Origin of the sequence: Nannocystis exedens (assembly GCF_002343915.1) — a bacterium.
Taxonomy (GTDB): domain Bacteria; phylum Myxococcota_A; class Polyangia; order Nannocystales; family Nannocystaceae; genus Nannocystis; species Nannocystis exedens.
Window position 1 is genome coordinate 6,180,598 of sequence record NZ_NETK01000001.1, and the last position, 26,101, is coordinate 6,206,698.

Sequence of the window (26,101 nt, forward strand, 5' to 3'; positions counted from 1 at the left end):
CGGCGTCGCAGCGTGTCGCACGCGAGTCGAGCCCGGTCACGCCTCACCGTTCCTCCGTCGGACGCGCGCCGCCGGCCACGAGGCTGCTACCGTGCTGCCCATGCCCCTGCAAGCGAAGCTGGTCCGGGTGGCAGAGGACCTGCCGGAGGTGCAGATCGGCATCGACGTATGGGGCGGCTTCCTCGACGACGAACACGTCCTCCTCCTGGCGACGGAGCAGGGGCCCATCGTGGCCACCGCCGATTTCCGCGAACCTGCACTGGTCCCATGGGTGGGCTTCGACTCCGTGAGCGACGGCGAGGGGTTCATCGAGCTCGCCGCCCCGTTGGCCCCCGACCGGTTCGCCGGCGTCGTGTGGAACCACGGGACCCGGCAGACGACGGTCTGGCGCCTGGAGCGGGTCTGACGAGCCGTCGTCGACGTGTGGCTACATGTCTTTCAAAACATGCCCGATAGGACATGAGCGATCGGGCATGCCCGATCGCTCATGTCCTATGGGGCAAGCCGGACCGGTTCAGGCGCGGCGGAACAGGGTCGGGCCGGGGTAGCGGGCCGACTCGCCGAGCTGCTCCTCGATGCGGAGCAGCTGGTTGTACTTCTCGACGCGGTCGGAGCGGGAGGCCGAGCCGGTCTTGATCTGGCCGGCGGCGGTGGCGACGGCGAGGTCGGCGATGAAGGTGTCGCCGGTCTCGCCGCTGCGGTGGGAGATGACCGCGCGGTAGCGGTTGTGCTGGGCCAGGCGGACCGCCTGCAGCGTCTCGGTGAGGCTGCCGATCTGGTTGACCTTGACGAGGATGCTGTTGGCGACCCCCTCGTCGATGCCGCGTTGCAGGCGCTCGGGGTTGGTGACGAACAGGTCGTCGCCGACGAGCTGCAGCTTGCCGCCGAGGCGCTCGGTCAGCAGGCGCCAGCCGGCCCAGTCGTCCTCGGCCATGCCGTCCTCGATCGAGACGAGCGGGTACTTGGCGGCCAGGTCGGCGTAGAGGCCGACCAGCGCGGGCCCGTCGAGCTCGCGCCCGCCCTCGCCGGCGAGCACGTAGACGCCCTTCTGCTTGTCGTAGAACTCGGAGGCGGCGACGTCGAGGGCGAGGCTGACCTGCTCGCCCGGCTTGTAGCCGGCGGCCTCGATCGCCTGCACCAGCACCGCCAGCGCCTCGCCGTTGCTCGCCATGTCGGGCGCGAAGCCCCCCTCGTCGCCGACCGCCGTGACCTTCTTCTGCGAGCGCAGGATCTTCTTGAGGTTGTGGAAGATCTCCACCCCCGCCCGCAGCGCCTCCGAGAACGTCGGGAAGCCGTGCGGCACCAGCATCGTCTCCTGGAAGTCGAGGTTGTTGTCGGCGTGCGCGCCGCCGTTGATCACGTTCATCAGCGGCACCGGCAGCACGTTGGCCAGCGGCCCGCCGAGGTAGCGGAACAGCGGCAGCTCGGCGTCGAGGGCGGCCGCGCGGGCGACCGCGAGCGACACGCCGAGCACCGCGTTGGCCCCGAGCTTCGACTTGTTGGCCGAGCCGTCGGCGGCGAGCAGCGCCTGGTCGACCGCGAGCTGGTCGAGGGCGTCGAAGCCGGTGACAGCGTCAGCGAGCGGGCCGTTGACGTGCTCGACGGCCTGGCGCACGCCCTTGCCGAGGTAGCGCTTGGCATCGCCGTCGCGCAGCTCGTGGGCCTCGTGCTCGCCGGTGCTGGCCCCCGAGGGGACGGCGAAGCGGCCGATGCTGCCCTGATCGGTGATGACCTCGACCTCGACCGTGGGGTTGCCGCGCGAATCGAGGATCTCCCGCCCGTGGACGCTGAGGATGACGCTCATGCGCGGGAAGGTAGCGCGCGAGCGTGGCCGCCGGCCAGAGCCGATCGGCGGGGCGAGCGGGCGCGGGGCCGGCACGGGCGCTGAACGAATTGGCAGACGCTGGCGACGGCGCCGCGAAAAACCCGCGCTCTCGCCGGCGAGCCGCGCGGCTGCTCACTCGCCGGGGTGTCGAGATCGCCCGCGGGCGGCCGAGCGGGACCGGTCGTCGGTCGCTCCGGCGGCCTTCGGCCCGCTCCCGGTGAGCCCGGGCGCGGCGTCGCCGGCGACATGTCTCTTCAAACATGTCCGAAGGTGAAGCCCGCCGATCGGCGGGCCGGGCTGACCGGGGGGCGGCGCGACATCGGCGTGGACGGGCGGCGCGGGGACCGCCTACTATTTCGGCCATGCGCAGGGCGCTTGTACTGCTGACGGCGGCGATCGGCTGCGGCGGAGATCCGTCTCCGAGCACCGGCGCGAGCGAGACGACGACGGGGAGCGAGACGACGGCGGCGACGGGGACGCCGACGACCACCGGGTCGTCGACGGCGGCGCCGACGAGCACGGGCGCGCCGCTGGCCCCGGGCGAGTGCGAGAGCCCGATCGAACCTGTCCTTTTGACCAGCGCGCGGGTCAGCCTCGACGCCGAGGGGCGGATGCACGACGAGCACGGGCGCGACGTGCTGCTGCGCGGGGTCAACACGGGCGGGCGCTCGAAGTGGGCGCCGTTCGTGCCGTTCCCGGTCGACGCGGAGGTCGAGCAGGCGGCGTTCGAGGCCGCGGCGGAGCAGTTCTTTTCGCGCCTGCCGGGCTGGGGCATCAACGTGGTGCGGCTGCTCTTCTCGTGGGAGGCGCTCGAGCCGACGCCGGGGCAGTACGACGCGCGCTACCTCGACCGCTACGCGGCGATGGTCGACGCCGCCTGGTCGCACGGGCTGCGGGTGGTCGTCGACTTCCACCAGGACATCTACACCTCGACCTATTGCGGCGACGGCTTCCCGCCGTGGACCCTGCCGCAAGATCCGCCGCCCGAGCCGCACACCTGTCCGGACGCCGACTGGGGGCTCAAGTACATCCTCGACGGCGACGTGCGCGCCGCGTTCGACCGCTTCTGGGCCGACGAGGACGACCTGCACGCGAAGTTCTTCGCCATGTGGGGACAGATGATCGCGCGGGTCGGCGACCACCCCGGGGTGGTGGGGCTCGAGATCCTCAACGAGCCCGGCTCGGGCACGGCGGCGGACATCCCCACGTGGAAGCACGAGACGCTGAACCCGTTCCACACCGAGGCGGTGGCGCAGCTGCGAGCGCTGGCCGGCGACGAGCTGCTGATCCTCTTCAACAACCCGGGGACCGACGCGGTCGGGCTGCAGCCGGTCGAGCACGTGCGACCCGAGGGCTCGGGGCTCGTGTACGCCGCGCACATGTACGACGCCGGGCTCGTCAAGGGCCTGCCGACGATCGGGATGATGCCGGAGCCGTACCTCGACGACATCGCCGATTTCGCGGCGGCGGAGGGGCTGGGCGTGCTCATCGGCGAATTCGGCTACGGCCACGGGGCGCCCGGCGCCGAGGAGTGGCTGGCCCGCGCGCTCGACCGGATGGACGCGCGGCGGTTGTCGGGCACGCTGTGGGAGTGCTCGCAGAACGAGGTCGCGTGGAACGAGGAGGACCTGTCGGTGATCGAGGCCGACGGCAGCGAGCGCGACACCCTCGACGTGTTCGTCCGCCCGTACCTGCGCGCGGTCGCAGGCACGGACAGCGCGTTCGCCTGGGACCAGACGACGGCCACCGCGAGCTGGACCGGCGACGGCGGCGTCAGCGAGATCGCCCTGCCCCCGCGCCGCTTCGCCGGCGCCTCGCTCGCCATCGAACTGACCACGCTGGCCGGCCCGGAGGGCGCTTGCTACACGCTCGACCCGAGCCGCGGCGAGCTGCGCGTCCAGGCGCCGGACGGGGCCCAGGTCGAGGTGCGCGTGACGGTCGCCGACTGAGCGGCGCGCCCGTCGTGGCGACGCGGCGAACAATTGTCCGCATGATTTTCGGGACATGTCCCGAGAGGAATGTCGTGACCGCGAGCGGGGGCCGGTCGCCCCGCGCGATCGGCTCGTTTTCGAGCCGCGGGCGCTCGGGGCTCGCCGGGACGCTCGCGGGGGTTTCCGGTAAGGTGCCATGGACGTGACGAACGCGGTCCTGCGGGTGCGAGCGGCGTTGTCGCGGGCCGTCGGGGCCGGTGTCCGCGGCGACACGTCCCGCGAGGACGGCCGGCGGATCCGCCTGCAGAACGGGCTGGCGCTGCTCGGGATCGCGATGAGCTGCGCCGGCCACATCGGCACGGGAAGGCCGCTCGACCCCGAATTGCTGGTCCACCTGGGGGTCACGGTCGGCGGGCTCGCGGCAGTGTTCGCGCTGCACGCCCGCGGCCGCCCGCGCGACGCGGCGCTGGCGTTCCACGGGACGATCGTGACGTCGATCCTGATGGGCTCGTGGACCATCGGGCTCGACTACGGCAACTTCTTTCTCTTGATCCTCGGCGCGGCGCTGCCGTTCCTGCTGTTCCCCACCCGCGAGCAGACGGCGGCGCTGGGCACGGCGCTGGCGGCGTCGCTCTGCCTGGCGGTGCTGGTCTACGGCTGGGACCTCGACGGCGACCTGGCCCGCCGCGTAACCACGTACGGGCCCGACCAGTACCTGCATCAGGGGATGCTGGTGGCGGTGATCCTGTTGGTCGGCTACGGCTCGCGCTCGTTCAACGCGCTGGCCGAGGCGGATCTCGAGCACGAGCGGGCCAAGTCGGAGCGGCTGCTCCGCAGCGTGTTCCCCGAGGAGATCGGGCGCCGCCTGCAGGCGGGCGAGCAGGAGATCGCGGAGCGCCACGGCGACGCGTCGGTGCTGTTCTGCCGGGTGATCGGGCTCGACCGCCCGGCCGAGGGCCAGACGGCGGAGGCCTACCTCGCCCGCTTGCACGCGGTGTTCGCCGCGATCGACCGCCGCTGCGCCGAGTTCGGGGCGGAGAAGATCAAGACCACCGGGACGAGCTTCGTCGCCGCGGCCGGGCTGCCGGTGTATCGGCCCGACCACGCGGAGGTGCTGGTGGCGCTGGCGCTGGCGCTGCGCGACGAGTTCGCGGCGACGCCGGGGATCGCGGTGCGGATCGGGGTCAACTCGGGGCCGGTGGTCGCGGGGGTGATCGGGCAGGTGCGGCCGACCTACGACCTGTGGGGCGACACGGTCAACACGGCCCAGCGCATGGAGATGCACGGGCTCGCCGGCGAGGTCCACGTCTCGCCGCTGACGTTCGCCAAGGTCAACCACCGCTTCGAGTGCAGCGGCCGCGAAGGCGTGGAGATCAAGGGCAAGGGGCCGATGAAGACGTACTTCGTCCGCGGCGCGCGCAAGGCAGGGCGCCGGCCGTGAAGCTCGGTCGACTGCTGCGCTTGGGGCTCACGCCGCAGGCCGCCCCGCTCGAGAGCCAGCACGTGGTGTTCCTCCGCGGGCTGTGCCTGCTCGCCTGCGGCTTCACGGTGATCACGGTGCTGCTGAGCCTGACGTACGGGGTGACCTCGCCGGGCGGGGTGGCCTACGCGCTGCTCGCCGGCGTGGTGCCGCCGATGCTGTCGCTGTGGCTGTCGGCGCGGGCACACCACGCGCCGGCGGCGGTGGTGTTCGTGCTGTACACGCTGCTGTCGACCGCGGGTGCGGCGTCGCTGTTCGGGCCGAGCTACGGGCTGCAGTACTGGTACATGCCGGTGATCGTGCTGACGTTCATGCTGTTCCCGAGCGAGCGGCGAAAGACGGCGCTGCTGGTGGCGGGGCTCAACGCGGCGGCGTTCCTCGGCTTCTGCTTCGCGTTCCAGGTCGCGCCGGCGATGGCGCCCGAGGACGTGCGCAGCAACTTCCAGATCAACATCTCGCTGGTGGCGGTGGCGACGGCGGTGGCGACGTATTACGGGCAGCGGGTGACGGCGCGGACCCGCGACGAGCTGCGGGCGCTGCGGCGCCGCACCGACGCGCTGCTCGGGACGGTGCTGCCGGCCGAATTCGTGGCGACGCTGCGCGAGGGCGGCGAAGGGGTCGGCCGCCGCCACCCACAGGTCAGCGTGGTGGTGTGCGACATCGCCGGGTTCACGCACCTGGCCGAAGAGGCAGCCGCGGAGGACATCGTCCGCGTGCTCAACGCGACGTTCAGCGCGTTCGATGCGGTGTGCGAGGAGCGCGGCGCCGACAAGGTGAAGACGGTCGGCGACGCCTACGTGGCTGCGATCGGGCTGTCGGGGCGCGAGCCCTCGGCCCGCGCGGCGGTCGACCTGGCGCTGCGCATGCGCGCGGCGGTCGAGCGGGCCGAGGCCTGTCAGGCGCGGGCGATCCGGGTGCGCATCGGGGTCGGCACCGGCGAGGCGATCGTCGGCGTGGTCGGCACCAACAAGCTCGCCTACGACATGTGGGGCGCGGCGATCGAGGCCGCGTTCGCCATGGAGGAGCGCGCGACGCCCGAGCAGGTCGTGGTCGACGCGGCGACCTGGGCCGAGCTCACCGCCGAGGAGCGCGCCGCGGTGGTCCGCGGCGAGCCCGAGGGCTATCGCAGCCCGGCGACGGCTGCGGTGCCGGCCTGAGCTCGGTGATGCGAGGGGGGCTCACGCCGCCGGACCGAGCAGGCTCGTGGTCCGGGCGTGCTCCGGGTCGAGCGCCTGGTTGGCGTCGCGGCGCAGCAGCGCGACCAGGGCCACGCGCGCGTCGATGACGGCGAGGAGCCCGAGGCAGGCGGCCGTCCTCCACCACGAGGACGGCGCCGTACATGTGCTCGTGCATGGTCTGCACAGCCGTCTCGAGCGGCGTGGTCGGGGCGCAGATGCTTGTCGAGCTGCAGGGGTTGCTACCCTCGCGCGGCGTGCGGGCGCTTGACGGCCCGGAACCACAGCACGGCGATCGGCCCGAGGAGCGCCCACGGCAGCAGCTCGAGCGCGGGCACGCGCTCGAAGTGAAACATTCGCCGGAGCGCCGGGACGGCGACGACGGCCAGCAGCAGCGCGAGCGTCCCGAGCACCACCCACCACAGCGCGCGGTTGGGGGTCCGGAGGGTGCGCAGCAGCGGCTGCGTCGCCGAGCGGTGGACGAGGATCAGGCCGAGGTGGGCGAGCACCAGCGACGTGAACATCACGCCCAGAGCGGCGGAGAGCGAGCGGCCGAGGTGGAAATGCACATACCACAATCCGCCGAGGCACACGGCGAGGACGGTCGCGCCCTGGGCCAGGCAGAGCAGCAAGGTCCGGCGATCGAGGAGCGGGGCGGCGGTCGGGCGCGGCGGCCTGCGCATGATGTCGGGCTCGGCGGGTTCGGCCTCGAACACCACCGAGCAGGCGGGGTCGATGACGAGCTCGAGGAACACGACGTGGATCGGGTGGAACAACATGGGCAGGCCGAAGAACATCGGCACCAAAGCGATGCCGGCGATCGACACGTGGACCGCGACGATGAAGCCGAGCGCTTTTTGCAGGTTGTCGAAGATCCGCCGGCCCTCGGCGACCGACGCGACCAGGTCGGTGAAGTCGTCGCGCGTCAGCACGATCGCGGCCGCCTCGCGCGCGACGTCGGTGCCGCGCCCGCCCATGGCCACGCCGATCTGCGCCGCCTTGAGCGCCGGGGCGTCGTTCACCCCGTCGCCCGTCATCGCCACCACCTCGCCCGCCGCCTGCAGCGCTTGCACGATCCGCAGCTTCTGGGCCGGCATCACCCGCGCGCACACCTCGACCCCGCGCAGCCGCGCCGTCAGCTCCTCGTCCCCCAGGGCCGCCAGCTCGCTGCCCGTGACCAGCCCGTCCGCCGACATGCCGACCTGCTCGGCGATCGCCCGCGCCGTGCCCGGGGCGTCGCCGGTGATCATGACGACCCGCAGGCCCGCGCGCCGACACTCCGCCAGCGCCGCCGGGACCTCGGCCCGCGGCGGGTCGTGCAGGCCGAGCAGGCCGACCCACCGGAATTCGTAATCTCTCGAGCGCGCCCGCGGCTCGCCGACCAACTCCGCGCGCGCGACCCCCAGCACGCGCTGACCGCTGGCCGTCATCGCCTCCACCGCGGCGCGCAGGCTCGCGGTCGCGGCCTCGTCGAGGCGACACAGGCCCATGACCGCCTCGGGCGCGCCCTTGGCGGCGACCGTCGCCGTGTCGGCGTCGATGCGCCACGCCTGCGCCACCGCCAGCAGCTCGGGGGTCAGCGGGTACTCGCGCACGAGCTGCCAGCGGTCGTGCTGCTCGGCGCGCGCGGGGAGGCGCTCGCGGACGAACCGCCGGCACGCAGCGTCCATCGGATCGAAGGCCTCGCGTTGACTGGCGAGCGCGGCGACCTCGGCGACTTCGTGCAGCGGCCCGGGCAATGGTTCGCCGGCGTCGCCGCGCCAGCTCGCCTCGCCGGCGCGCAGCTCGACGAGCGTCATCCGGTTCTCGGTCAGGGTGCCGGTCTTGTCGACGCACAGGGTGGTGGCGGCGCCGAGGTTCTCGAGCGCGGGGATCCGGCGAATGAGCACGTTGCGCCGCGACATCCGCCACGCGCCCAGCGCGAGGAACACGGTCAGCACCAGCGGGAACTCCTCCGGGACCAGCGACCGGGAAGGTACGGGTGGGGGACGCGGCTGATTCGCTTGCATGATCCAGATCCCGTCGAGGCCGCTCGCCAGGTGGACCTGGCGCGAAGGACAGGTGCAGGGCCGCGCGACCGCGCCGTGACGAGCAACCTGCGTGCCAGCCGAAGTCTTCGCGGCGACGCCGCGGGTCCGTCTTCACCGCCGAAGCGATTGCGCCGCGGTGCAAGCCTTGCACCGCTGCCCTTCGCCGGCGGCGCGGACGGCGAAATTCGCCGGAGAAGGGGCCGGCGCGTCACGCCGGCGATCCGGGCGCCCCGGCTGCGCTGCCGGCGGCGTCAGTGGCGAGGGTGGCACAAACGTTGCGAGGGCGGAGACGAGGCCGGGCGGAAGATGTCCCGAAGGGGCATGGGGCTGTGACCGGGAAGCGCGAACGGGGCATGGCAGAGGCGAGGCTGCGCGTGACATGTCCTGAGAGACATGTAAATGGGACCGGGAAGCGCGAGCGGGGCCTCGGCAGAGACGAGGCCCCGCAGAAGATGACCCGAGAGCCATGTGCCGGTTGCGTAGCGCGAGCGGGGCCTGGCAGAGGCGAGGCCGGGCGGAAGATGTCTCGAGGGACATGTGACGGCCGGGCGGGGCGAGCGGAGGCATGGGCAGAGGCGAGGCTCCGCATGACATGTCCCGGGGGACATGTGTCTGGAGGCCGGGCAGTGCGAGCGGGGGCACGGGCAGAGGCGCGGCCCCGCATGACATGTCCCGGGAGACATGTGTCTGGAGGCAGGGCAGTGCGAGCGGGGGCATGGGCAGAGGCGAGCCCCGCAGGACATGTCCCGGGGGACATGTGTCTGGAGGCAGGGCAGTGCGAGCGGGGCGGCGCTGGCGGGCGTATCTGCGGGGGCTGGGGCTGTCGGTTGACGATCGGGCTCGCGCTGCGGGCGTCCGTCGCCCGCCGCGACGGCCGCTGACGCGGCGGGGCGACGGACATGCGCAGAACCGTCGCGCGAGCCCGGTCGCGGTGCGTCACGCGCGGCCAGCGTCGCGACCTGGCCTCGGGGACATGTGACGAGAGCGTCGCGGCGACATTCGGTACGGCCGGATTCGCGGCGCGTTCGGTCTCGTGTAACCTGGATCGACGTGAAGCCCAGCGTCGGGGCACGTGCTCGCCGGCGCGCCGCGAGCGGATGCCCGTTCGGACATGCCGGTCGCGGCGCGCGTGGGGCCCGGCTGGCGGGCGCAGGGGTTCAAGCCGGCTTGATCTGGCAGGTCGCGCTGCAGAACGAGCCCTGCGTGCCGTTCTGGGCGCCCTGGTCGCACATCTCGACCTGGCCGTTGCCGTTCGACGGGTCGTTCTGGACGACGCCGTCGCCGCAGGTGGTCTTCTTGCACTGCGTGTTGCACTGGTCGGCGTTGGACTGGTCGGCGTCGTCGCACTCCTCGGCCTGGCCGTTGCCGTTGGGGCTCTGGGTGATGCCGTCGCCGCAGGTGGTCTTGGCGCAGGTGTTGGTGCAGGCGTCGGTGTTGACCTGGTTGCCGTCGTCGCAGACCTCGTTCTGGTTGTTGCCGTTGGGGGTCTGCTTGACGCCGTCGCCGCAGGTGGTCTTCTTGCAGGTGGCGTTGCAGGCCTTGTCGTTGCCGTTGTTGGCCCCGTTGTCGCACTGCTCGTTGTACGGCGCGCCCGGCTGGGTGATGTTGTCGCCGCAGATCGGGGTCTTGCAGGCGTTGCTGCAGGCGTCGTCGTTGACGTTGTTGCCGTCGTCGCACTGCTCCTGGTTCTGCGGCTGCTTGTAGCCGTCGCCGCACTTGGCGGGGACGCAGAAGACGGTGCAGAGGTCGGTGTTGTCGACGTTGCCGTCGTCGCAGGTCTCGCCGGCCTGCGGCTGGGTGATGCCGTCGCCGCACTCGGCCGCCTTGCACATGTTGGTGCAGAGGTCGGTGTTGACGTTGTTGCCGTCGTCGCACTCCTCCTGGCCGACCCAGGTCTTGCCGTCGCCGCACTTGGCCGGGATGCAGGTCGACAGGCACGCCTTGCTGTCGCCGTTGTTGAGGCCGTCGTCGCAGGTCTCGTTGTTGCTCGGCTGGATGAAGCCGTCGCCGCACTTGGGGGTCAGGCAGGCGGTGGTGCAGGTGCCGGTGTTGCTGTTGAGGCCGCCGTTGTCGCACTGCTCGCCCGGCTGGATGAAGCCGTCGCCGCACTTGGCCATCTTGCACACGTTGGTGCAGGCGTCGTTGTTGTTCTGGTTGCCGTCGTCGCAGGCCTCGCCGGGGCCGACGAAGCCGTCGCCGCAGAACTGCTTGGTGCAGTCGGCCTTGCAGGTGCCGTTGTTGGAGTTGTTGACGCCGTCGTCGCACTCCTCGTGGTTCTGCCAGATCAGGCCGTCGCCGCACTTGGCGGCGGTGCAGACGAGGGTGCAGGCGCCGGCGTTGTTGTTGCCGGGGCCGAGGTCGCACTGCTCGTCGAGGCTCGGCTGGACGATCGCGTCGCCGCACTTCGGCAGGGCGCAGGCGTCGGTGCAGCCGTCGTCCTGGTCGCCGTTCTTGCCGTCGTCGCACTGCTCGCCCGGGTCCATGACCTCGTTGCCGCACTCCTCGAGCTTGCACATCGAGGTGCAGCCGTCGCCGCCCTGGTTGTTGCCGTCGTCGCACTGCTCGGTCGGGCTCTTGTCGCCGTCGCCGCAGGTGTTCAGCTGGCACTGGGCGTTGCACTGCTGGCCTGGGCCGTTGCCGGCGCCGAGGTCACACTCCTCGTCGCCGCTGCCGGTGTTGTGGAGCAGGCCGTCGCCGCACACGGCGGGCTGGCAGGCGAGCGTGCAGTCGCCGGTGTTCGAGTTGTTGACGCCCTGGTCGCACTGCTCGCCGTTGCTGTTCTGGACGAAGTTGTCGCCGCACTTGGCGGCGGTGCAGTTGTTGGTGCACTCGTCGTCGTTGCTCTGGTTGCCGTCGTCGCACTGCTCCTGCGCGGAGATGATGCCGTCGCCGCAGGTCGCCAGGGCGCAGCCGTTGGTGCAGGCGTCGGCGTTGTTCTGGTTGCCGTCGTCGCAGCCCTCGCCGGGGCCGACCTTGCCGTCGCCGCAGAAGGCGAACTTGCAGTCGGGCTTGCAGGCGTTCATGTCGCCGTTCTCGGCCCCGTTGTCGCACTCCTCTCCCGGGCCGATGTACGTGTCGCCGCAGAAGTTGAGCATGCAGCCGAGCTTGCACTCGTTGCCGCCGCCGTTGTTCGGGCCGCTGTCACATTCCTCGCCGGGGTCGAGGATGCCGTCGCCGCAGCCGCCGCCGCCGATGCCGGTGGTGGTGTCGTCGGGGGGCATCGTGTCGCTCGAGTTCGAGTCGGAGATGCCCATGCCGCTGGTGGTCGGCACGCCCGAGTTCGAGTCCGAGATCCCCGCGGTGCCGTCGGTCGCCTCGCTGGCCGACATGCTCGCGCTGCCGACGGTCGGCTCGGTCATGCTTCCAGAGGTCACGTCGGTGCCGGTGCCGGAGTTCGACGCGCTGTTGGAATTGGAGCTGCTGCTGTTGTCGCCGCAGGCCACGAGACCGACGGCGGACAGACAGAGGGGAGCGACGAGCTTCAACAAGAAAGCACGAGAGCGGGACATGCGAGCCTCGATTGGACGATGATGAAGAAACCAGGTGGTTCGTAGCGGCCCGGGACGAAAGACCCACGGGCAGCAGTGGTAGCGACGCGGTGGATCCGTCTGGATCGTGGGAATTACGCAACCGTACCCGAGAACGGGTACGGCGTCGTCACGGAGCAAAAACGCGCGCGCACGTCCGGCGCGAGGCCGACGCGCGCGCGAGGTTTAATAGCGCGGAGGCGGCGGCGGAGCAGGCGGCGGCGGCGTGTAGGGTGCGTAAGGCTGACCCTTGGGGCCGGGGCCCGAGGGCAGGCGCGGCGCCACGACTTGCAGCTCCGACAGCGGCCGGTCCACGCGGCCCAGATCGACGTACGCGCGGTCCTTCATGATGACGAACGGGTGTTCCATGAAGGCGAGACCGCCCTTGCCGTCGTGCTGCACGGCCTGCAGCTTGCCCATGCCGTAACCCATCGGTCCGCGGCTGTAATAGTGCGCCTGGAGCACGTACGGGAACGCCGCGGCGTTGCCGGGGATCGTGAAGCATTCAGGGCCGTAACCGGTGGTCACGTCGGCGTACAGCCGTCCACCGGTCGGCAACTGCTTCTGGCTGAAGAAGGCGTGGCCGCCCTTGCCGTCGTAGATGTGGAAGTCGACATCGTTGGCGTCGGTCTCCCAATTGAGCACGAAGCGCAGCGACGGGCTGCGGTCGGGAGCGACCCCGGCCGCGGCGATCGCCGACTGCGCGGCGGCGTCGCCGGGCCGGGCGGCGAGCCAGGCGGCGGCGATCAGGGCGAGGTCCTCCTCGAGGATCTGCTGCACGCCGGCGAAGCGGCCGCTCGGGTAGCTGCGACGGGCGCCGGCGAGCGCGGCCGCGAAGGCCTCGGCGTGCCGGCCGGCCTTGAGCAGCGCGAAGGCGTAGAGCCGGTGACTGGCAGGATGGTCGGGCCGCTGTGACACGGCCTGCGCATAAGTGTCGATCGCAAGTCGCAGACCGACGTCGCCGAGCGCCTCGAGCCGCTCGCCGGCCATGCGACGGATGTCCGCTCGCCCGGGGAACAGGTCGATCAGCGAGCCGTAGGCGCGCGCCGCGAGGGCGCGGTCGCCGACCGCCTCCGCCGCTTCGCCCAGGCCGAGCAGCGCGAGCTCGTCGCCGGGGTTGCTGTCGCGCCAGGCCCAGGCCTTGGCCAACCCGTCGGCGGCGCGGCCGGCGCGGACGTCGACCATGACGTCGGCGAAACGTCCCTCCCACGCGTCGGCCGGCTTGGGCTGCTCGAAGGTCGGCTGCGGCGCCGAGTTCCACGGCGGCGCCTCGTGGTGACGGTCCGGGTGCGGGGGCGGCGCGCGGCGGCGCGGGTGGTGGCCGGGCGCCGGGCGTCGTCGTCGGCGAGGTAGCCCTCGACCTGGCGCATCCCCGGGGCGGCCGCCTCGTCGGCGGTGATCGGTGCGGGCTCGGCCGGCGGCGGGGGCGGCGGCGGAGCCGCGTGTGAGGGACCGTCGTTCGCCGCTTCTTCACGCGGCGCAGCCGCGAAGGGACCGCGGCCATCGAACTCGGGCGCCCCGCCCGGCGCGCCGCCGCCGCCGACCGTCTGCTCCACGTTGAACGCCAACTTTAAGTCGCCGCCGCGGTCGCCCTTGGCTCGGGCGTCGGCCGGCTCGGGCAGCGGGATCGAATCGCGCTCGGCCTCGACGACCAGCTCGCTGGCGGCGGTGGCGACGGCAGCTTCCTTCTTGTCCTTGTTCTTCTCGGCGCCGAAGAACCACCCGAGCGGGCCGCCCTCGTCGTCGGCCTCGCCGTCGCGCGCGACCGGTTGTTCGGGGACGATCGGCTGGGCGACGACCGGCTTGTCGGGCAAGCGCGTGCGGTCGACGACGGTCACGCCGTCCGGTCCGACGGTGAGGATCTCCGCCAGCGCGGTGCGATCGATCCCGAACCGCTGGTAGTCCCAGTCGGTCTCGAGCACGAGCAGCGCGGTGTAGTCGGACAGCACGCGGTAGCGGGTCGAGAGGCCGATGATCTGCTGCTTGAGATCGGCCTTGGCCTTGGCGTCGCCGGCGGCCTCGTGGCCCATCATCGCGCCGAGGCGGTCGATGCTGGCCCGGATCCACGCGCGCTCGAGCAGCGGCCGCTCGCTCGGAGCGAGGCTGACCTCGCGGACATCCTCGCCGCGATCGCCGAGCTCGACGCGCATCGGCTTGTCGACCGGGAGGTCGGCGAACACGAGGAACTGATCGCCGGGCTGCACGGCCGCGAGCGACTGCGGCCACACCCACGTGGCCCCGGGGACATGGACCTTGACGTCGGCCTCGGTGGCTCGCACGAGCCGCGAGGCGACCAGCGGCGCGGGCAGGCGGGCGTCGACGAGGATGCCGGCGTCCTGCAGGCCGGCGGTGGTGAGCTGGCGCAGCGCGGCCTCGTCGCGCAGGCCGCCGTCGACGACCGCGTCGAGGCGGCGCACGCCGGCGCGGCCGAGCTCCTGCACGGCGGTGCGCAGGCCGTCGCGTTCGACGGCGCCGGCGGTGGCGACGCCGTCGCCGACGAGGATGACGCGGTCGTGGACCTTCGACTGACCCGCGGCCCAGCGCAGCGCGCCGGCGACGTCGGAGGCGCCGAGGGCCCCGCGCTTCAAGATCGCGTTCTGGGCGTCGGCGCTGAAGCTGCTGGCCGGGCCGGAGAAGACCTGCTCGACGCCCTGGTCGAAGCAGGCGACGGTGAGCGGGAAGTCGACGCCGGCGGCGCCGCGCAGCTCGGCGACGAGCTGGCCGAGGCGCGCGACCTGGCCCTTGAAGTCGAGCGCCCGCGAGGCGCTGGTGTCGAACAGCAGGGTGACGCCGGTGACCGGGACCTGCGGCAGCTTGACGTCGGGGGTGATGCGGGCGACGGCGAGGCGGTCGTAGCGGAGGCCGACCTCGGGAGCGCGCCGGCCGGTGGCGAGCTCGAGGTCCTGCTGCGGCATGAAGTTGGTCTCGTGGATCCGGGTCTTCTCGCGCACGCCGCCGCCCCTGGGCACGACGACCTCGACGTCGAGGTCCCGCAGCTGCGGCAGGCCGCGCAGGTAGACGCGGTACGGCTCGCTGCTCGAGGTCAGCTCCTCGGAGTAGGAGACGATGATCTCCTTGACGCCGCGGGCGGGGATCGGGAACACGCGCGCGCTGAAGCGGTTGCCGGCGCTCTTCTCGAGCAGGGCCGGGTCTTGTCGCCGGTGCAGGAAGTCCTCGTACGCCTGGCGCGCGGCCTGCAGCTCGACGACCTCGGCCTCCTGCCAGCGGCCGTCGATCAGCATGGCGAACCGCGAGATCGCCGAGTTCGGCGGGAGGTTGATCTCGAAGCGGCCCTCGATCACGCGATCGTTGGGGTTCTGGAACGCGAGGTGGAGCTCGGTGAAGGCGAGCGGGTCCTCGACGACGGCGCGGCTCTTGACGCTGAGGAGCTCGAGGCCGGTGCCGTCTTGCGTGGTGAGCGAGAAGGGCGCGACGCCGGCGCTCGGCTGGGGGTCGGGGGCGCGCCACTCGAGCTTGCATTCGCCGGCCGCCTGCGACTGCGACGTGGTGGTGGAGTCCGAAGGGCCCTGGCGGCCGGTGCAGGCGACGAGGCCGGCGAGGCCGAGGCAGACGACGAGCGGGATGGGACGGCGCATGAACTCTCCGGTGTTGGCGAGGGTATCGTTCGCCCGCGTGCAACGCGATCGTCGGCGCCGCGGGTCTTCCCGCGCCCATGCTCGAGACCGGCGTACGCGGCCGCGGCGAATGCCGTTCTCGCGGCGCGTCGTCGACCCGCGCCGGACGCCGCGCGGCGCTTACAGGGCCCTTCGGGCAGATCGCTCACGCCGGCAAGCGAGCGGGCGCACGCGCGCGACTGCTTGCCACGGGCGGATCCGGCGCTCACCCTTCGCGCCCATGTCTCGCCCGCTTCTCCCCGAGTCCTCGCTCGCACCGCACGTGCGCGAGCAGATCCAGAGCTTCCACCGCAACGTCGTCGACGCCGTCGTCGCCGCGATCGCCCGCGACCCGGTGGTGGTCGTCGGCATGGCCCAGAACCCGTTCGTGAAGAAGGCCCGCCGGGCGCTCGAGGCCGCAGGCGTGCCGTTCACGTACCTCGAGTACGGGAGTTATCTCAGCCAGTGGAAGGAGCGCCTGGCGATCAAGCTGTGGTCGGGCTTCCCGACCTTCCCGCAGGTGTTCGTGCGCGGCACGCTGATCGGCGGCTTCACGGACGTCGAGCGCATGCTCGCCGACGGGAGCTTGCAGAAGCTGCGAGACACGCACTGACGCGGACTTCGTCGGTCGTATCCGCGCCCTTCCACGCGGCCGGCCGCACACGCAGATCGCGGGGCCGTCGGCCCCCGTAGCGTCGCTGGCAGTCCATCGGGGATCGCCCACGGTTGACAGCGGCGGCTCGGGCCGGGACATTGCCTCCGTATGGCTCAGCGACGACGAGCGCTTTCGTGGCGGTCCATGGGGGCCTGGCCCTTGGGACTTTGCCTGTCGGTCGGGTGCTACTCCGGGATGTCGGGGCAACAGACCGACGGCGATCCCACCGAGGGGACCGGCGGCCCCGGCGGTGCGACCGAGGGCGGTGGCAACAGCGACACGGCTGCGACGACCAACAATCAACCGACCGACGGCGGACCTGACTCCGACACGGACACGGGCGGGACGGAGCTGCCCACGCTGCCGGAGTCGTCGCGGGTGCCGCGGCTGTCGCATCGCCAGTGGGAGAACTCGGTCCGCGACCTGCTGCTGCTCGACCAGACCCCCGGCAAGTCGGCGCTGTTCATCGGCGACCCGATCAGCGGCGGCTACGACAACAACAGCGAGAAGTTGGTGGTGTCGGCGACGCTGTGGACCGACTACCAGCGCGCGGCCGAGGAGATCGCCGAGCAGGTGATCAACGACCCCGAGCTGGTGGCGCTGCTGGTCCCGGCCGACGGCGACAGCGACGCGCGCGGCCGCGGGTTCATCGAGTCGTTCGGCCCGCGGGCGTATCGCCGCCCACTGACGGTCGAGGAGGTCGAGCGCCACATGCAGGTGTTCCACGCGGGCGTGGCCCTCGGCGGGACCGACCCGGTGCTCGAGGGCGTGCGCGTCGTCCTGCAGACGTTCCTGCAGTCGCCGTACTTCCTGTACCGCGTCGAGCTCAGCGACGTGCCCGACGGCGACGGCAACATCCCGCTGAACGGCTACGAGGTGGCGTCGAAGCTGTCGTACATGCTGTGGGACACGATGCCCGACGAGGAGCTGTTCGACGCGGCCAAGAGCGGCGCGCTCGACTCCGTCGCCGGCATCGAGGCCCAGGCCGCGCGCATGCTCGACGACCAGCGCGCGCACGACATGGTGGCCTCGTTCCACTACCAGACGCTCAAGGTCGACAGCTACAGCAAGATCAACAAGAGCGCCGACAAGTTCCCCGAGTTCGCCGAGTCGATGCGCGACATGATGGTCCAGGAGACCCTCATGTTCGTCGACGACGTGGTGTTCTCGCACGAGCTCGGCGACGTGGCGACGCTTCTGTCGGCGCCGTACAGCTTCGTCAACTCGACGCTGGCGCCGCTCTACGGGGCGCAGGGTCAGTTCACCGACCAGCTCGTCAAGACCGACCTCGACCCGAGCCAGCGCGCCGGCGTGCTGACGCAGCTCGGGTTCCTGGCGGCCAACGCGAGCTCGACCCAGAACGACCCGATCCACCGCGGCGTGTTCCTCAACCTGCAGATCCTCTGCACCGGCCTGCCGCCGCCGCCCAACAACGTGCCGCCGCCGCCGCCGGCGATGGAGGGCGAGTCGCTGCGCGAGCTGATCGACCGCCACACCGGCATCGGCACCTGCGGCGAGGCGTGTCACGGCTACCTGATCAACCCGCTCGGGTTCGCGATGGAGCAGTACGACCCGCTCGGCCGCTGGCAGACGATGGACGCCGGCAAGCCGGTCGACGCCACCGGCTCGTTCAACTTCGTGCAGGGCAAGCAGAGCTTCAACGGCGGCGTGGAGCTGGCGAAGATCATCGCCAGCAGCGACGAGGCCCACCGCTGCTACGTGTCGCACCTGCTCGAGTACGGCTACGGCCGCGTCCCGCAGCTGCAGGACAACGCCGAGATCAAGCGCCTCGCCGAGGGCTCGCGCGACGGCATGTACTCGATCAAGGAGCTCATCGTCGAGCTGACGACGAGCGACGCGTTCCGCTTCCGCGCCCCGGTGGAGGAGTAAGCCATGCGACTTCCCAGCAACCTGTCCCGACGCGCCTTCATCACCGGCATCGGCGGCGCCACCGTCGCGTTGCCGTTCCTCCCGAGCCTGCTCCCGCGCGACGTCAAGGCGGCGACCGACCGCCCGCGCTACTGCGTCTACGTGCGCCAGGCCAACGGCTGCGCCCAGGCCGACAACGGCGAGCCGGAGCGCTTCTGGCCCAACGAGCTCGGCCAGCTCACCACCGAGAGCATGTCGACGATCGACGCCGAGCGGGCCGTCAGCGAGCTCGCCGACTACGCCGACAAGCTGCTGCTGGTCCGCGGCACCCGCTTCGGCTTCCCCGGCAACGGCTGCGGCCACTCCGGCGGCGGCAACCAGTGCCTCACGGCGGCGCGCGTGTCCGACGACCCGAAGGGCAACCTGTCGCTGGCGATGGGCGAGTCGGTCGACAACCGCATCGCCCGCGAGCTCAACCCGGCCAGTAACCCCGACCCGCTGACGCTCTACGCCGGCCGCATGGCGGGCTACATCAACGAGGTGCTGAGCTACCGCGGGCCCAAGGACCTGCGCGCGGCCGACCGCAACCCGTGGAGCGTGTACACCAAGATCGTCGGCATCACCGCGCTGCCGCAAGAAGTGGCGATGAAGATCAAGGCCCGCCGCACCAGCGTCAACGACCTGGTCCGCGAGCAGATGCAGGCGCTCATGAGCAAGCAAGACATGAGCAAGGCCGACCGCGACCGCCTGCAGATCCACTTCGACGCGATCCGCGACCTCGAGGTCGAGCTGCTGTGCGAGCTGCCGAGCGACGCCGACATCATGGAGATGGAGGCGCAGCAGGACTACGACGGCGCCGACGAGCTGATCCAGACGATCACGCGCCTGCAAATGAACCTGATCGCGTTCGCGTTCTCGTGCGACTACACCCGCGCGGCGACGCTGCAGATCGGCGACGGCAACGACGGCACGCAGTACTGGATCGACGGCGTCCAGCTGCCGCGCTTCCACCAGATCTCCCACCGCATCTACGCCGACGGCTCCGAGGGCGACCCGATCCCCGACGCGCAGTCGAAGCACCACCTCATCGACCGCGAGCACGCCAAGCTGTTCAAGCACCTGCTCGACCGCCTGTCGGCGCTGCAGACCGACGTCGGCACCCTGCTCGACGACACGGTGGCGATCTGGTGTAACGACCTCGGCGCCGGCGTCAGCCACACCTACAACAACATCCCGTGGGTGTGCGCCGGCAGCTGCGGCGGCTACCTCAAGACCGGCCAGTACATCGACGCCGGCGGCGTGACGCACAACCAGTTCCACAACACGATCCTCAGCGCCGTCACCGGCTCGCTGGTCGAGGACTTCGGCGACCCCGAGCTCGAGCCCGGCGTCATCGACGCGATGATCGCGTGAGCGGAGCGCCGCCGCGGCGCGAGAGACCTGCGAGGTTCGCCTCGCGGGTCTCTTTGTTGATGTCCTCATGGACATGTCCCTGGCGTCATGGTGATGGCGGCCGCGCGGGCCGCGGCGCCAGTCGCAGCCGTCGCGGGGCCGTCGCGCCGCGCTGAAGCCGACGTGCCACCGCTGGCCGGCCCGCGCCTCGAGGCGCTTCGTGACGTCGTTGTCGCGGTAGAGCATCTGCACGGTGTAATTGCCGGGCGGCAGGCCGCGGAAGTGATAGCGCCCGTCGGGGGTCATGAACTCGCGCTGCCCGGCGAGGCGATCGCACTGAAGGATGATCAGCGCGTCCGCGAGGGGCCGGCGCGTCTCGCCGTCGAGGACGTGGCCGCGGATCTCCACGTCGTGGCGCGAGGGATCGACGGCCTCGACGCCGTCGGCGAGGGCGACGTACGGCGTGCATGCGGCGAGCTGCAGCACGACGGCGAGGCCCCGGCCCACGGATCGAGGATGCCGAAAACACGTCTGGAAGGTCCGCCGGGTCCGTCCGCGGTCGGATGCGCGCAAGCGCGCGATCACTCGCCGCGGCGCGGGAGGCCGAGGCGGCGGTGCTCGGCGAGGGTGCAGCGATCTTCGACGACGACGATCCCGGCGTCGCGGAGGGTCCGCGCGAATTCGGCGTGGCGGATGCCGAGCTGCAGCCACACGACCTTCGGCCTGACGGCCAGGAGCTCGGGGACATGGTCCGAGAGGAACTCGGGCCGGCGGAACACGTCGACCAGGTCGAGCTCGCCGGGGGCGAGCCCGAGGTCGGTCAGCGCGGCGACGCAGGGCGAGCCCCACATGCGGTGCCCGGCGAACACGGGATTGACGGCGCGGACGACGTAACCGGCGGCGTGCAGGTAGTCCGGGACGTAGCACGCGGGCTTGTTGGGGTCGGTGTGCGCGCCGAGGACGGCGACGGTGCGCGTGCGCGCGAGGATCTCGCGCAGCTCGGAGTCGGTGGGCGAAGACACGCAGGCAGGGTGCCACGGTCGGGTCGTGTGGGCGAGTTCCAGTTCGTCCGGCGGCCGCTCGCCCTGTCCGGGTCGCATGGGCTCGCTGTACCCTGAGGTCCCCCTCATGACTCGCTCCACGCCTCGGCCGCTACACTGGGTCCTCGCGCTGTTGATGCTGCCGCTCGCGGCCGAGGCCGCGGCCGCGCCCCCACGGGCACCGGTCGAGCCGGCGGCGCAGACGCCCGCCGAGGTGCCCGAGGCGCTGCGGCCGTGGATCCCGTGGGTGCTTCAGCCCCTGTCCGATCGGTCATGTCCCTACGTGCATGCGAGTACCAGCGAGCGCCGCTGCGCCTGGCCGTCGCAGCTCGAGCTCGAGCTGACCGACGAGCGCGGGTCGTTCGCGCAGCGCTGGCAGCTGTACGCCAAGGGGGCGGTGCCGCTGCCCGGCGACGCGCGCCGCTGGCCGCAGGACGTCGAGGTCGACGGCCAGCCGGCGGTGGTGGTCAGCGCGGCCGGCCGCCCGGCGGTCGAGCTCGGCCCCGGCGCGCACCGGATCACCGGCGCGTTCCTGTGGGACAGCATGCCGGAGAAGCTCAGCGTGCCGGCCGAGACGGGGCTCCTGGCGCTCAAGCTGCGCGGCAAGCCGGAGTCGTTCCCGCGCCGCGACAACGACGGGACGCTGTGGCTGCAGAAGAAGATCGAGGCGGCGAGCGAGCAGAACCTGCTCGACGTGGTGGTGCACCGCAAGCTGACCGACGCGATCCCGCTGCGCATGACGACGGAGATCTCGCTGCACGTGGCCGGGAAGAGCCGCGAGGAGCTGCTGGGCAAGGCGCTGCTGCCCGACTTCGTGGCGATGGAGGTGACGAGCGAGCTGCCGGCCCGGCTCGAGCCCGACGGCCGCGTGCGCGTGCAGGTGCGCCCGGGGGCGTGGACGATCCGCGTCGAGGCGCGCCACCCCGGCGACCTGCAAAACATCGCCCTCGCCACCAACGAGGGCCCGTGGGCGGGCGAGGAGGTGTGGGTGTTCGAGCCGGCGCCCGAGCTGCGCCGCGTCGAGTTCTCGGGGCTGGTGTCGGTCGACCCGCAACAGACGCAATTGCCCGACGCGTGGCGCTCGTTCCCGGCGTTCCGCGCCCGCCCGGGCGAGGCGCTGCAATTGACGGTGACGCAGCGCGGCGAGGCCGACCGCGGGCCCGATCAACTGTCGCTGGCCCGCGACTGGTGGCTCGACTTCGACGGCCGCGGGTTCACGGTCAAGGACCGCATCGCCGGCCAGGTCCAGGGCACGCGCCGGCTCGAGATGCAGGGCTCGGCCCGCCTCGGCGCGGTCGCGGTCAGCGGCCAGCCGCAATTCATCACCGCCCGCGACGACCCGAACAAGGCCGGCGTCGAGCTGCGCGACCCCAACGTGGCGCTCACCGCCGACCTGCGCGTGCCCGCCGGCGGGCTTCACCCGTCGATCTCGGCGGTCGACTGGGACCACGACTTCGCCTCGGTGTCGGGCACGCTGCACCTGCCGCCCGGCTGGAAGGTGCTGCACGCGACCGGCGTCGACCAGGTCGACGACACCTGGCTCGGCCGCTGGACGCTGCTCGACCTGTTCATGGTGCTGGTGATCGCGATCGCCATCGCCCGCCTGTACGGCTGGGCCTGGGGCGTGCTGGCGGTGGTGACGCTGGCGCTGGTGTTCCCCGAGTGGATGGCGCCGCGGACGGTGTGGATCTTCGTGCTGGTCGGCGAGGCGCTGCACCGCGCGCTGCCGGACGGCTGGCTGCGCTCGGCGGTCCGCGGCTATCGCCTCGGCGCGCTGGTGATGCTGGCCGGGATCTGCTCGGTGTTCGCGGTCCAGCAGATCCGCCAGGGGCTGTACCCGGCGCTCGAGGAGCGCGGGCGCGACGACTTCGGCCTGACCTTTGCGACGGCCAAGCTCGAGCCGCCGCGCGAGGCCGCGCCGGCGGAGGACATCGCGACCGCCCACAACCAGGAGTTCCGGCCGGGCGAGCTGGACCAGCTCGAGACCGACATGGACGGGGCCGAGCAGTACCACCGCGGCGAGGAGGGCCGCATGGGCCGGCCGATGAAGGAGCTCGAGGCGCTCGACGAGGAGGTCGAGGAGCAGACGGTGTCGTCGATCGTGCAGTCGAAGCGGGCCAGCCTGAGCGGCGAGTACCGCCAGCGCCAGCAGAAGAAGCTGCGCGAGTACGACGCCGGCACGGTGGTGCAGACCGGCCCCGGCGTGCCCCGCTGGTCGTGGCGCTCGGTGCCGCTGCGCTGGAGCGGGCCGGTCGACCGCTCGCAGAAGGTCAGCTTCCTGCTGGTGCCGCCGCACGTCAACCTGGCGCTGGCCGGCGTGCGCGTGCTGTTCCTGGTCGCGCTGGTGATGGCGGTGTTCGGGGTGTTCCGCAAGCGGCGAGTCCGCCCGCCGCAGCGGCCCAACCCGGCCGTCGGCGCGACGATGATGGGGGCGGTCGTCGGCGCGCTGCTGCTGCCGTCGTCGGCCGCGGCGCAGGTGCCCGACGCGGCCACGCTCGAGCAGCTGCGGGCCCGCCTCACCGAGCCGCCGAGCTGCCTGCCCGACTGCGTGACGAGCCCGCGCATGCGCCTCGAGGCCAGCGGGTCGGCGCTGCGGCTGGTGGTCGAGCTCCACGCGGCGGCCCAGGTCGAGGCGCCGCTGCCGGGCTCGGCCGAGCACTGGTTGCCGACGCAGGTGTCGCTCGACGGCTCGCCCGCCGCGGGCGGGCTGGTGCGCGCCGGCGACGGGGGCCTGCGGATCGCGCTCGAGCCCGGTCGCCACGAGGTGGTGCTCGAGGGCCCGCTGCCGAACCGCGAGACGATCCAGCTGCGCCTGCCGGTCGGGCCGCATCGCGTCACCGCCAAGGCCGACGGCTGGACGGTCGCCGGGCTGCACGAGGACGGGCTCGCCGACGAGGTGCTGCAGCTGACGCGGATCAGCAAGCAGGACGCGGCCCAGCCGGAGACGCTCGAGGTCGGCACGCTGCCGCCGTTCGTCCGCGTCGAGCGGGCGCTGACGCTGGGGCTGTCGTGGGAGGTGACGACGCGGGTCATCCGCGCCACGCCGCGCGGCTCGGCGGTGGTGCTCAAGGTGCCGCTGCTCTCGGGCGAGTCGGTGACGACGGCGGAGCAGCGGGTCGAGGCCGGCGCGGTGCTGGTCAACATCCGCCCCGACGAGGACGTGGTCGAGTGGACCAGCGTGCTGCCGATCTCGCCGCAGATCGTGCTGGCGGCGGCCACCGGGGCGCCGTGGAGCGAGGTCTGGGAGGTGATGGTCGGGCCGGTGTGGCACGTCGAGGCCGGCGGGATCCCGCCGATCCGCCGCGGCGCCGAGGGCCTGCAGGTCTGGATGCCCTGGCCCGGAGAACAGGTCGTCCTGGACATCTCGCGCCCCGCCGGCGTGCCCGGCGAGACGCTGACCCTCGACTTCGCGCGCCTGACCCTTCGGCCAGGGATGCGGGCGGTCGACGCCGAGCTGCAGCTCGAGCTGCGCTCGTCTCGCGGCGGCCACCACACGCTCGCGCTGCCGCCCGAGGCCCAGCTGCAGAAGGTGCTGATCAACGGCGCGCAGCAGCCGATCGGCCAGGAGGGCCAGCAGGTCCGCCTGCCGGTCGCGCCGGGCGTGCAGCGGGTCCAGCTCGAGTGGCGCGAGGCGGCGGCGCTCGGCCAGCGCTACACGGCGCCGGTGGTCGACCTCGGGGCGGCGGCGGTCAACGCCGAGGTCCACGTCGAGTTCCCGCCGAGCCGGTGGATCTTGCTGCTCGGCGGGCCGCGGCTCGGGCCGGCGGTGCTGTTCTGGAGCTACATCGTGGTGCTGCTGCTCGCCTCGGCGGTGCTCGGTCGCCTGGCCGTTTCGCCGCTGCGCGCCCACCAGTGGTTCTTGCTCGGGCTCGGGCTGTCGACGGTGACGGTGCCCGAGGCGATGCTGGTGATCGGGTGGTTCCTGCTGCTCGGCTGGCGCCGCCGCCGGCTCGATCTGGCGCCGGGGTGGTTCGCGCTGCGGCAGCTGACGATCGCGGTGTGGACCCTGGCGGCCTGCTCGGCCCTGTTCGCGGCGGTCCACGCCGGCCTGCTCGGCCAGCCCGACATGCAGATCGAGGGCAACGGGTCGTGGGGGAGCTCGCTGCGCTGGTATCAGGACCGCGTCGCGTACGTCGACGGGGTCGGCGGCCTGATGCCGCGCCCGTGGGTGCTGTCGGTGTCGCTGTGGTGGTACCGCGGGCTGATGCTGGCGTGGGCGCTGTGGCTGGCGTGGTCGATGATCCGCTGGCTGCCGTGGGGCTGGCAGAGCGCGTCGCAGGGCGGGCTGTGGCGGCCACTCTGGCGCCCGTCGCTGCCGAAGACCAGGCCGGCGCCGAGCCGGCAGTCGGGCCCGCTGCCGCACGAGCCGCTGCTGCAGGAGACGTCGCCGGCCCCGCGCGCGAGCCAGTCGGGCGTGTCCGAGGCGATCTTCATGAGCCAGTCGACCGACAGCGGCGGCCTGGACCACGAGGACACGCCGCGCCCGCGCGGGTCGAGGTTCCGCACGACCGACACGATGGAGGCCCCGCCGCCCCCGCTCGACCCCGAGCTCGACGCGCCGCGCGGCCCGACGGTCGCCCGCCACAACGCCAGCGGCCCGCAGCCGGTGCGGCCGGTGGCGGAGGAGATCACGCCGCCGGCGGCAAGCCGCCCGCGCTCGACCCCGCCGCCCCCGCCGCCCGGCAAGCGTCCGCTGCCGCCGATCGCCAGCGGCGAGGACGACGACACGCCGCCGCCGTGATGCGGAGGGTGTCTGAAAGGTCAGGTTGATGGAGATGTTCGGACATGCCCCGAGGGGCATGTCCGAATGCTCTGTCGGCGCGTGAGGGCGAGATGCCTCGCCGCGGGCGACGTCACGCCGGCGCGCACAGCAGGCGGGACAGCGACGAGACCGGCTGCTCCCACAGCTTTTCGTAGTTCACGCTGAGCAGCTCGCGCGAGCGCTTGCCGCGGCGGTAGGCGGCGCGCAGGCGGCCGAGGTACGGCACCAGATCCTTCCAGCCGGCGACCTTGACCCGGCGCGGCACCGAGTAGGCGAGGATCAGGATCGCCTGGCGGACGCCGAGGTTGCCGAGCACGAACGCCTGCAGCAGCATCTCGCCGTGCTCGTCGGTGCCGTAGCCGGTGATCACGTGGAACAGGTCGTGCGTCTCCCGGTAGCGCTTGCTGAGGTAGTCGACGTCGGTCTCGATCGGGAAGGTGGTCTCGAACGGCGCGATGCCGTTGTCGCGGAAGTAGCGGACGAGCTCGCGGCCGAGCGTGCCCTCGGGCAGCTTCGCCAGCGCGTCGAGGTCGAGCTCGCGGCCCTGCAGGCTCGGCCGGTCGTCGAGCATCCGCCGGCCGTCCTCGCTGGTGCGCCAGTGGCGGGCCAGCTTGGTGTACGTCTCGCTGTCGAGGCAGGCGTTGACCAGCGGGCCGTAGTACGTGTTCGCGGGGTCGTCCGACAGGACCTTGAGCGCGTGCAGGCTGAGGCGGACGCGGGTGAAGATCGACGCGTTCGGGGGCAGGGTCGGAAACGCTGGCTGGTTCATGGGAGCTCCTTCGGGCGCGAGCGACCGGAGGA

15 protein-coding genes are annotated in these 26,101 nt (G+C 72.2%); 9 read left to right on the forward strand and 6 right to left on the reverse strand.

The features are described 5' to 3' along the window. Positions 1 to 100 precede the first annotated feature (100 nt). Positions 101 to 406: a hypothetical protein gene (locus NAEX_RS24360; RefSeq protein WP_096329875.1), complete on the forward strand. Its 306-nt coding sequence runs from the start codon at positions 101 to 103 to the stop codon at positions 404 to 406. A gap of 108 nt (positions 407 to 514) precedes the next feature. Here the strand turns inward: NAEX_RS24360 and eno are convergent, their stop codons facing one another. Then, positions 515 to 1,804, reverse strand: coding sequence for a phosphopyruvate hydratase (gene eno / locus NAEX_RS24365; RefSeq protein WP_096329876.1), 1,290 nt, complete (start codon positions 1,802 to 1,804; stop codon positions 515 to 517). Positions 1,805 to 2,187: 383 nt separating this feature from the next. Here eno and NAEX_RS24370 point away from each other — a divergent pair, with 383 nt between their 5' ends. From NAEX_RS24370 to NAEX_RS24380, 3 genes are all read left to right on the forward strand, one after another. After that, on the forward strand, positions 2,188 to 3,774 hold the full coding sequence (locus NAEX_RS24370) for a cellulase family glycosylhydrolase (RefSeq protein WP_096329877.1): 1,587 nt from the start codon (positions 2,188 to 2,190) through the stop codon (positions 3,772 to 3,774). A 184-nt stretch (positions 3,775 to 3,958) separates the two neighbouring features. Then, entirely contained in the window at positions 3,959 to 5,197 is a 1,239-nt protein-coding gene (locus NAEX_RS24375; protein ID WP_170135969.1) for an adenylate/guanylate cyclase domain-containing protein, read from the forward strand. Further along, complete coding sequence (locus NAEX_RS24380; RefSeq protein WP_096329879.1) at positions 5,194 to 6,393, forward strand: adenylate/guanylate cyclase domain-containing protein; 1,200 nt, start codon at positions 5,194 to 5,196, stop codon at positions 6,391 to 6,393. The genes NAEX_RS24375 and NAEX_RS24380 overlap by 4 nt, the downstream gene beginning before the upstream one ends. Before the next feature lie 260 nt (positions 6,394 to 6,653). Here NAEX_RS24380 and NAEX_RS24385 read toward each other — a convergent pair whose 3' ends face one another. After that, entirely contained in the window at positions 6,654 to 8,420 is a 1,767-nt protein-coding gene (locus tag NAEX_RS24385; RefSeq protein ID WP_096329880.1) for a cation-translocating P-type ATPase, read from the reverse strand. Positions 8,421 to 9,598: 1,178 nt separating this feature from the next. Continuing rightward, complete coding sequence (locus NAEX_RS24390; RefSeq protein ID WP_170135970.1) at positions 9,599 to 11,713, reverse strand: DUF4215 domain-containing protein; 2,115 nt, start codon at positions 11,711 to 11,713, stop codon at positions 9,599 to 9,601. Here NAEX_RS24390 and NAEX_RS50630 point away from each other — a divergent pair. Then, positions 11,694 to 11,972 (forward strand): hypothetical protein, encoded by a 279-nt coding sequence (locus tag NAEX_RS50630; protein WP_170135971.1) that lies wholly within the window; start codon positions 11,694 to 11,696, stop codon positions 11,970 to 11,972. The two genes, NAEX_RS24390 and NAEX_RS50630, sit on opposite strands and share 20 nt — an antisense overlap. A gap of 1,021 nt (positions 11,973 to 12,993) precedes the next feature. Here the strand turns inward: NAEX_RS50630 and NAEX_RS24400 are convergent. Beyond that, positions 12,994 to 15,564, reverse strand: a complete 2,571-nt coding sequence (locus NAEX_RS24400) for a VIT domain-containing protein (RefSeq protein WP_096329883.1) — start codon at positions 15,562 to 15,564, stop codon at positions 12,994 to 12,996. 259 nt (positions 15,565 to 15,823) lie between these two features. On the opposite strand from NAEX_RS24400, the gene NAEX_RS24405 reads away from it, so the two are divergent. The 3 genes from NAEX_RS24405 to NAEX_RS24415 all read left to right on the forward strand — a co-directional run bounded on the left by NAEX_RS24405 (position 15,824) and on the right by NAEX_RS24415 (position 19,519). Then, positions 15,824 to 16,195 (forward strand): glutaredoxin, encoded by a 372-nt coding sequence (locus NAEX_RS24405; RefSeq protein WP_096329884.1) that lies wholly within the window; start codon positions 15,824 to 15,826, stop codon positions 16,193 to 16,195. A gap of 237 nt (positions 16,196 to 16,432) precedes the next feature. After that, entirely contained in the window at positions 16,433 to 18,127 is a 1,695-nt protein-coding gene (locus NAEX_RS24410; protein ID WP_170135972.1) for a DUF1592 domain-containing protein, read from the forward strand. A gap of 3 nt (positions 18,128 to 18,130) precedes the next feature. Beyond that, complete coding sequence (locus NAEX_RS24415) at positions 18,131 to 19,519, forward strand: DUF1552 domain-containing protein (RefSeq protein WP_096329886.1); 1,389 nt, start codon at positions 18,131 to 18,133, stop codon at positions 19,517 to 19,519. A 560-nt stretch (positions 19,520 to 20,079) separates the two neighbouring features. On the opposite strand, the gene NAEX_RS24420 is transcribed toward NAEX_RS24415, so the two are convergent. After that, positions 20,080 to 20,520, reverse strand: a complete 441-nt coding sequence (locus tag NAEX_RS24420) for a CoA-binding protein (protein WP_245913790.1) — start codon at positions 20,518 to 20,520, stop codon at positions 20,080 to 20,082. Between the two features lie 106 nt (positions 20,521 to 20,626). Between NAEX_RS24420 and NAEX_RS24425 the strand changes: the two genes are divergently transcribed. After that, a complete protein-coding gene (locus NAEX_RS24425) occupies positions 20,627 to 25,279 on the forward strand; it encodes a hypothetical protein (RefSeq protein WP_143140577.1) in 4,653 nt (1,550 codons plus the stop codon). 112 nt (positions 25,280 to 25,391) lie between these two features. Here the strand turns inward: NAEX_RS24425 and NAEX_RS24430 are convergent, their stop codons facing one another. Further along, the gene (locus NAEX_RS24430; protein WP_096329889.1) at positions 25,392 to 26,069 is read right to left on the reverse strand and encodes a Coq4 family protein; all 678 of its coding nucleotides are present in this window, start codon (positions 26,067 to 26,069) and stop codon (positions 25,392 to 25,394) included. Between the last annotated feature and the right edge of the window lie 32 nt (positions 26,070 to 26,101).

Coding starts and splice junctions, on each gene's coding strand:
- eno (WP_096329876.1), bottom strand. CDS start 1,804: ATGAGCGTCATCCTCAGCGTCCACGGGCGGGAGATCCTCGATTCGCGC.
- NAEX_RS50630 (WP_170135971.1), top strand. CDS start 11,694: ATGCCGCTGGTGGTCGGCACGCCCGAGTTCGAGTCCGAGATCCCCGCG.
- NAEX_RS24405 (WP_096329884.1), top strand. CDS start 15,824: ATGTCTCGCCCGCTTCTCCCCGAGTCCTCGCTCGCACCGCACGTGCGC.
- NAEX_RS24370 (WP_096329877.1), top strand. CDS start 2,188: ATGCGCAGGGCGCTTGTACTGCTGACGGCGGCGATCGGCTGCGGCGGA.
- NAEX_RS24360 (WP_096329875.1), top strand. CDS start 101: ATGCCCCTGCAAGCGAAGCTGGTCCGGGTGGCAGAGGACCTGCCGGAG.
- NAEX_RS24425 (WP_143140577.1), top strand. CDS start 20,627: ATGACTCGCTCCACGCCTCGGCCGCTACACTGGGTCCTCGCGCTGTTG.
- NAEX_RS24430 (WP_096329889.1), bottom strand. CDS start 26,069: ATGAACCAGCCAGCGTTTCCGACCCTGCCCCCGAACGCGTCGATCTTC.
- NAEX_RS24415 (WP_096329886.1), top strand. CDS start 18,131: ATGCGACTTCCCAGCAACCTGTCCCGACGCGCCTTCATCACCGGCATC.
- NAEX_RS24385 (WP_096329880.1), bottom strand. CDS start 8,420: ATGCAAGCGAATCAGCCGCGTCCCCCACCCGTACCTTCCCGGTCGCTG.
- NAEX_RS24400 (WP_096329883.1), bottom strand. CDS start 15,564: ATGCGCCGTCCCATCCCGCTCGTCGTCTGCCTCGGCCTCGCCGGCCTC.
- NAEX_RS24410 (WP_170135972.1), top strand. CDS start 16,433: ATGTCGGGGCAACAGACCGACGGCGATCCCACCGAGGGGACCGGCGGC.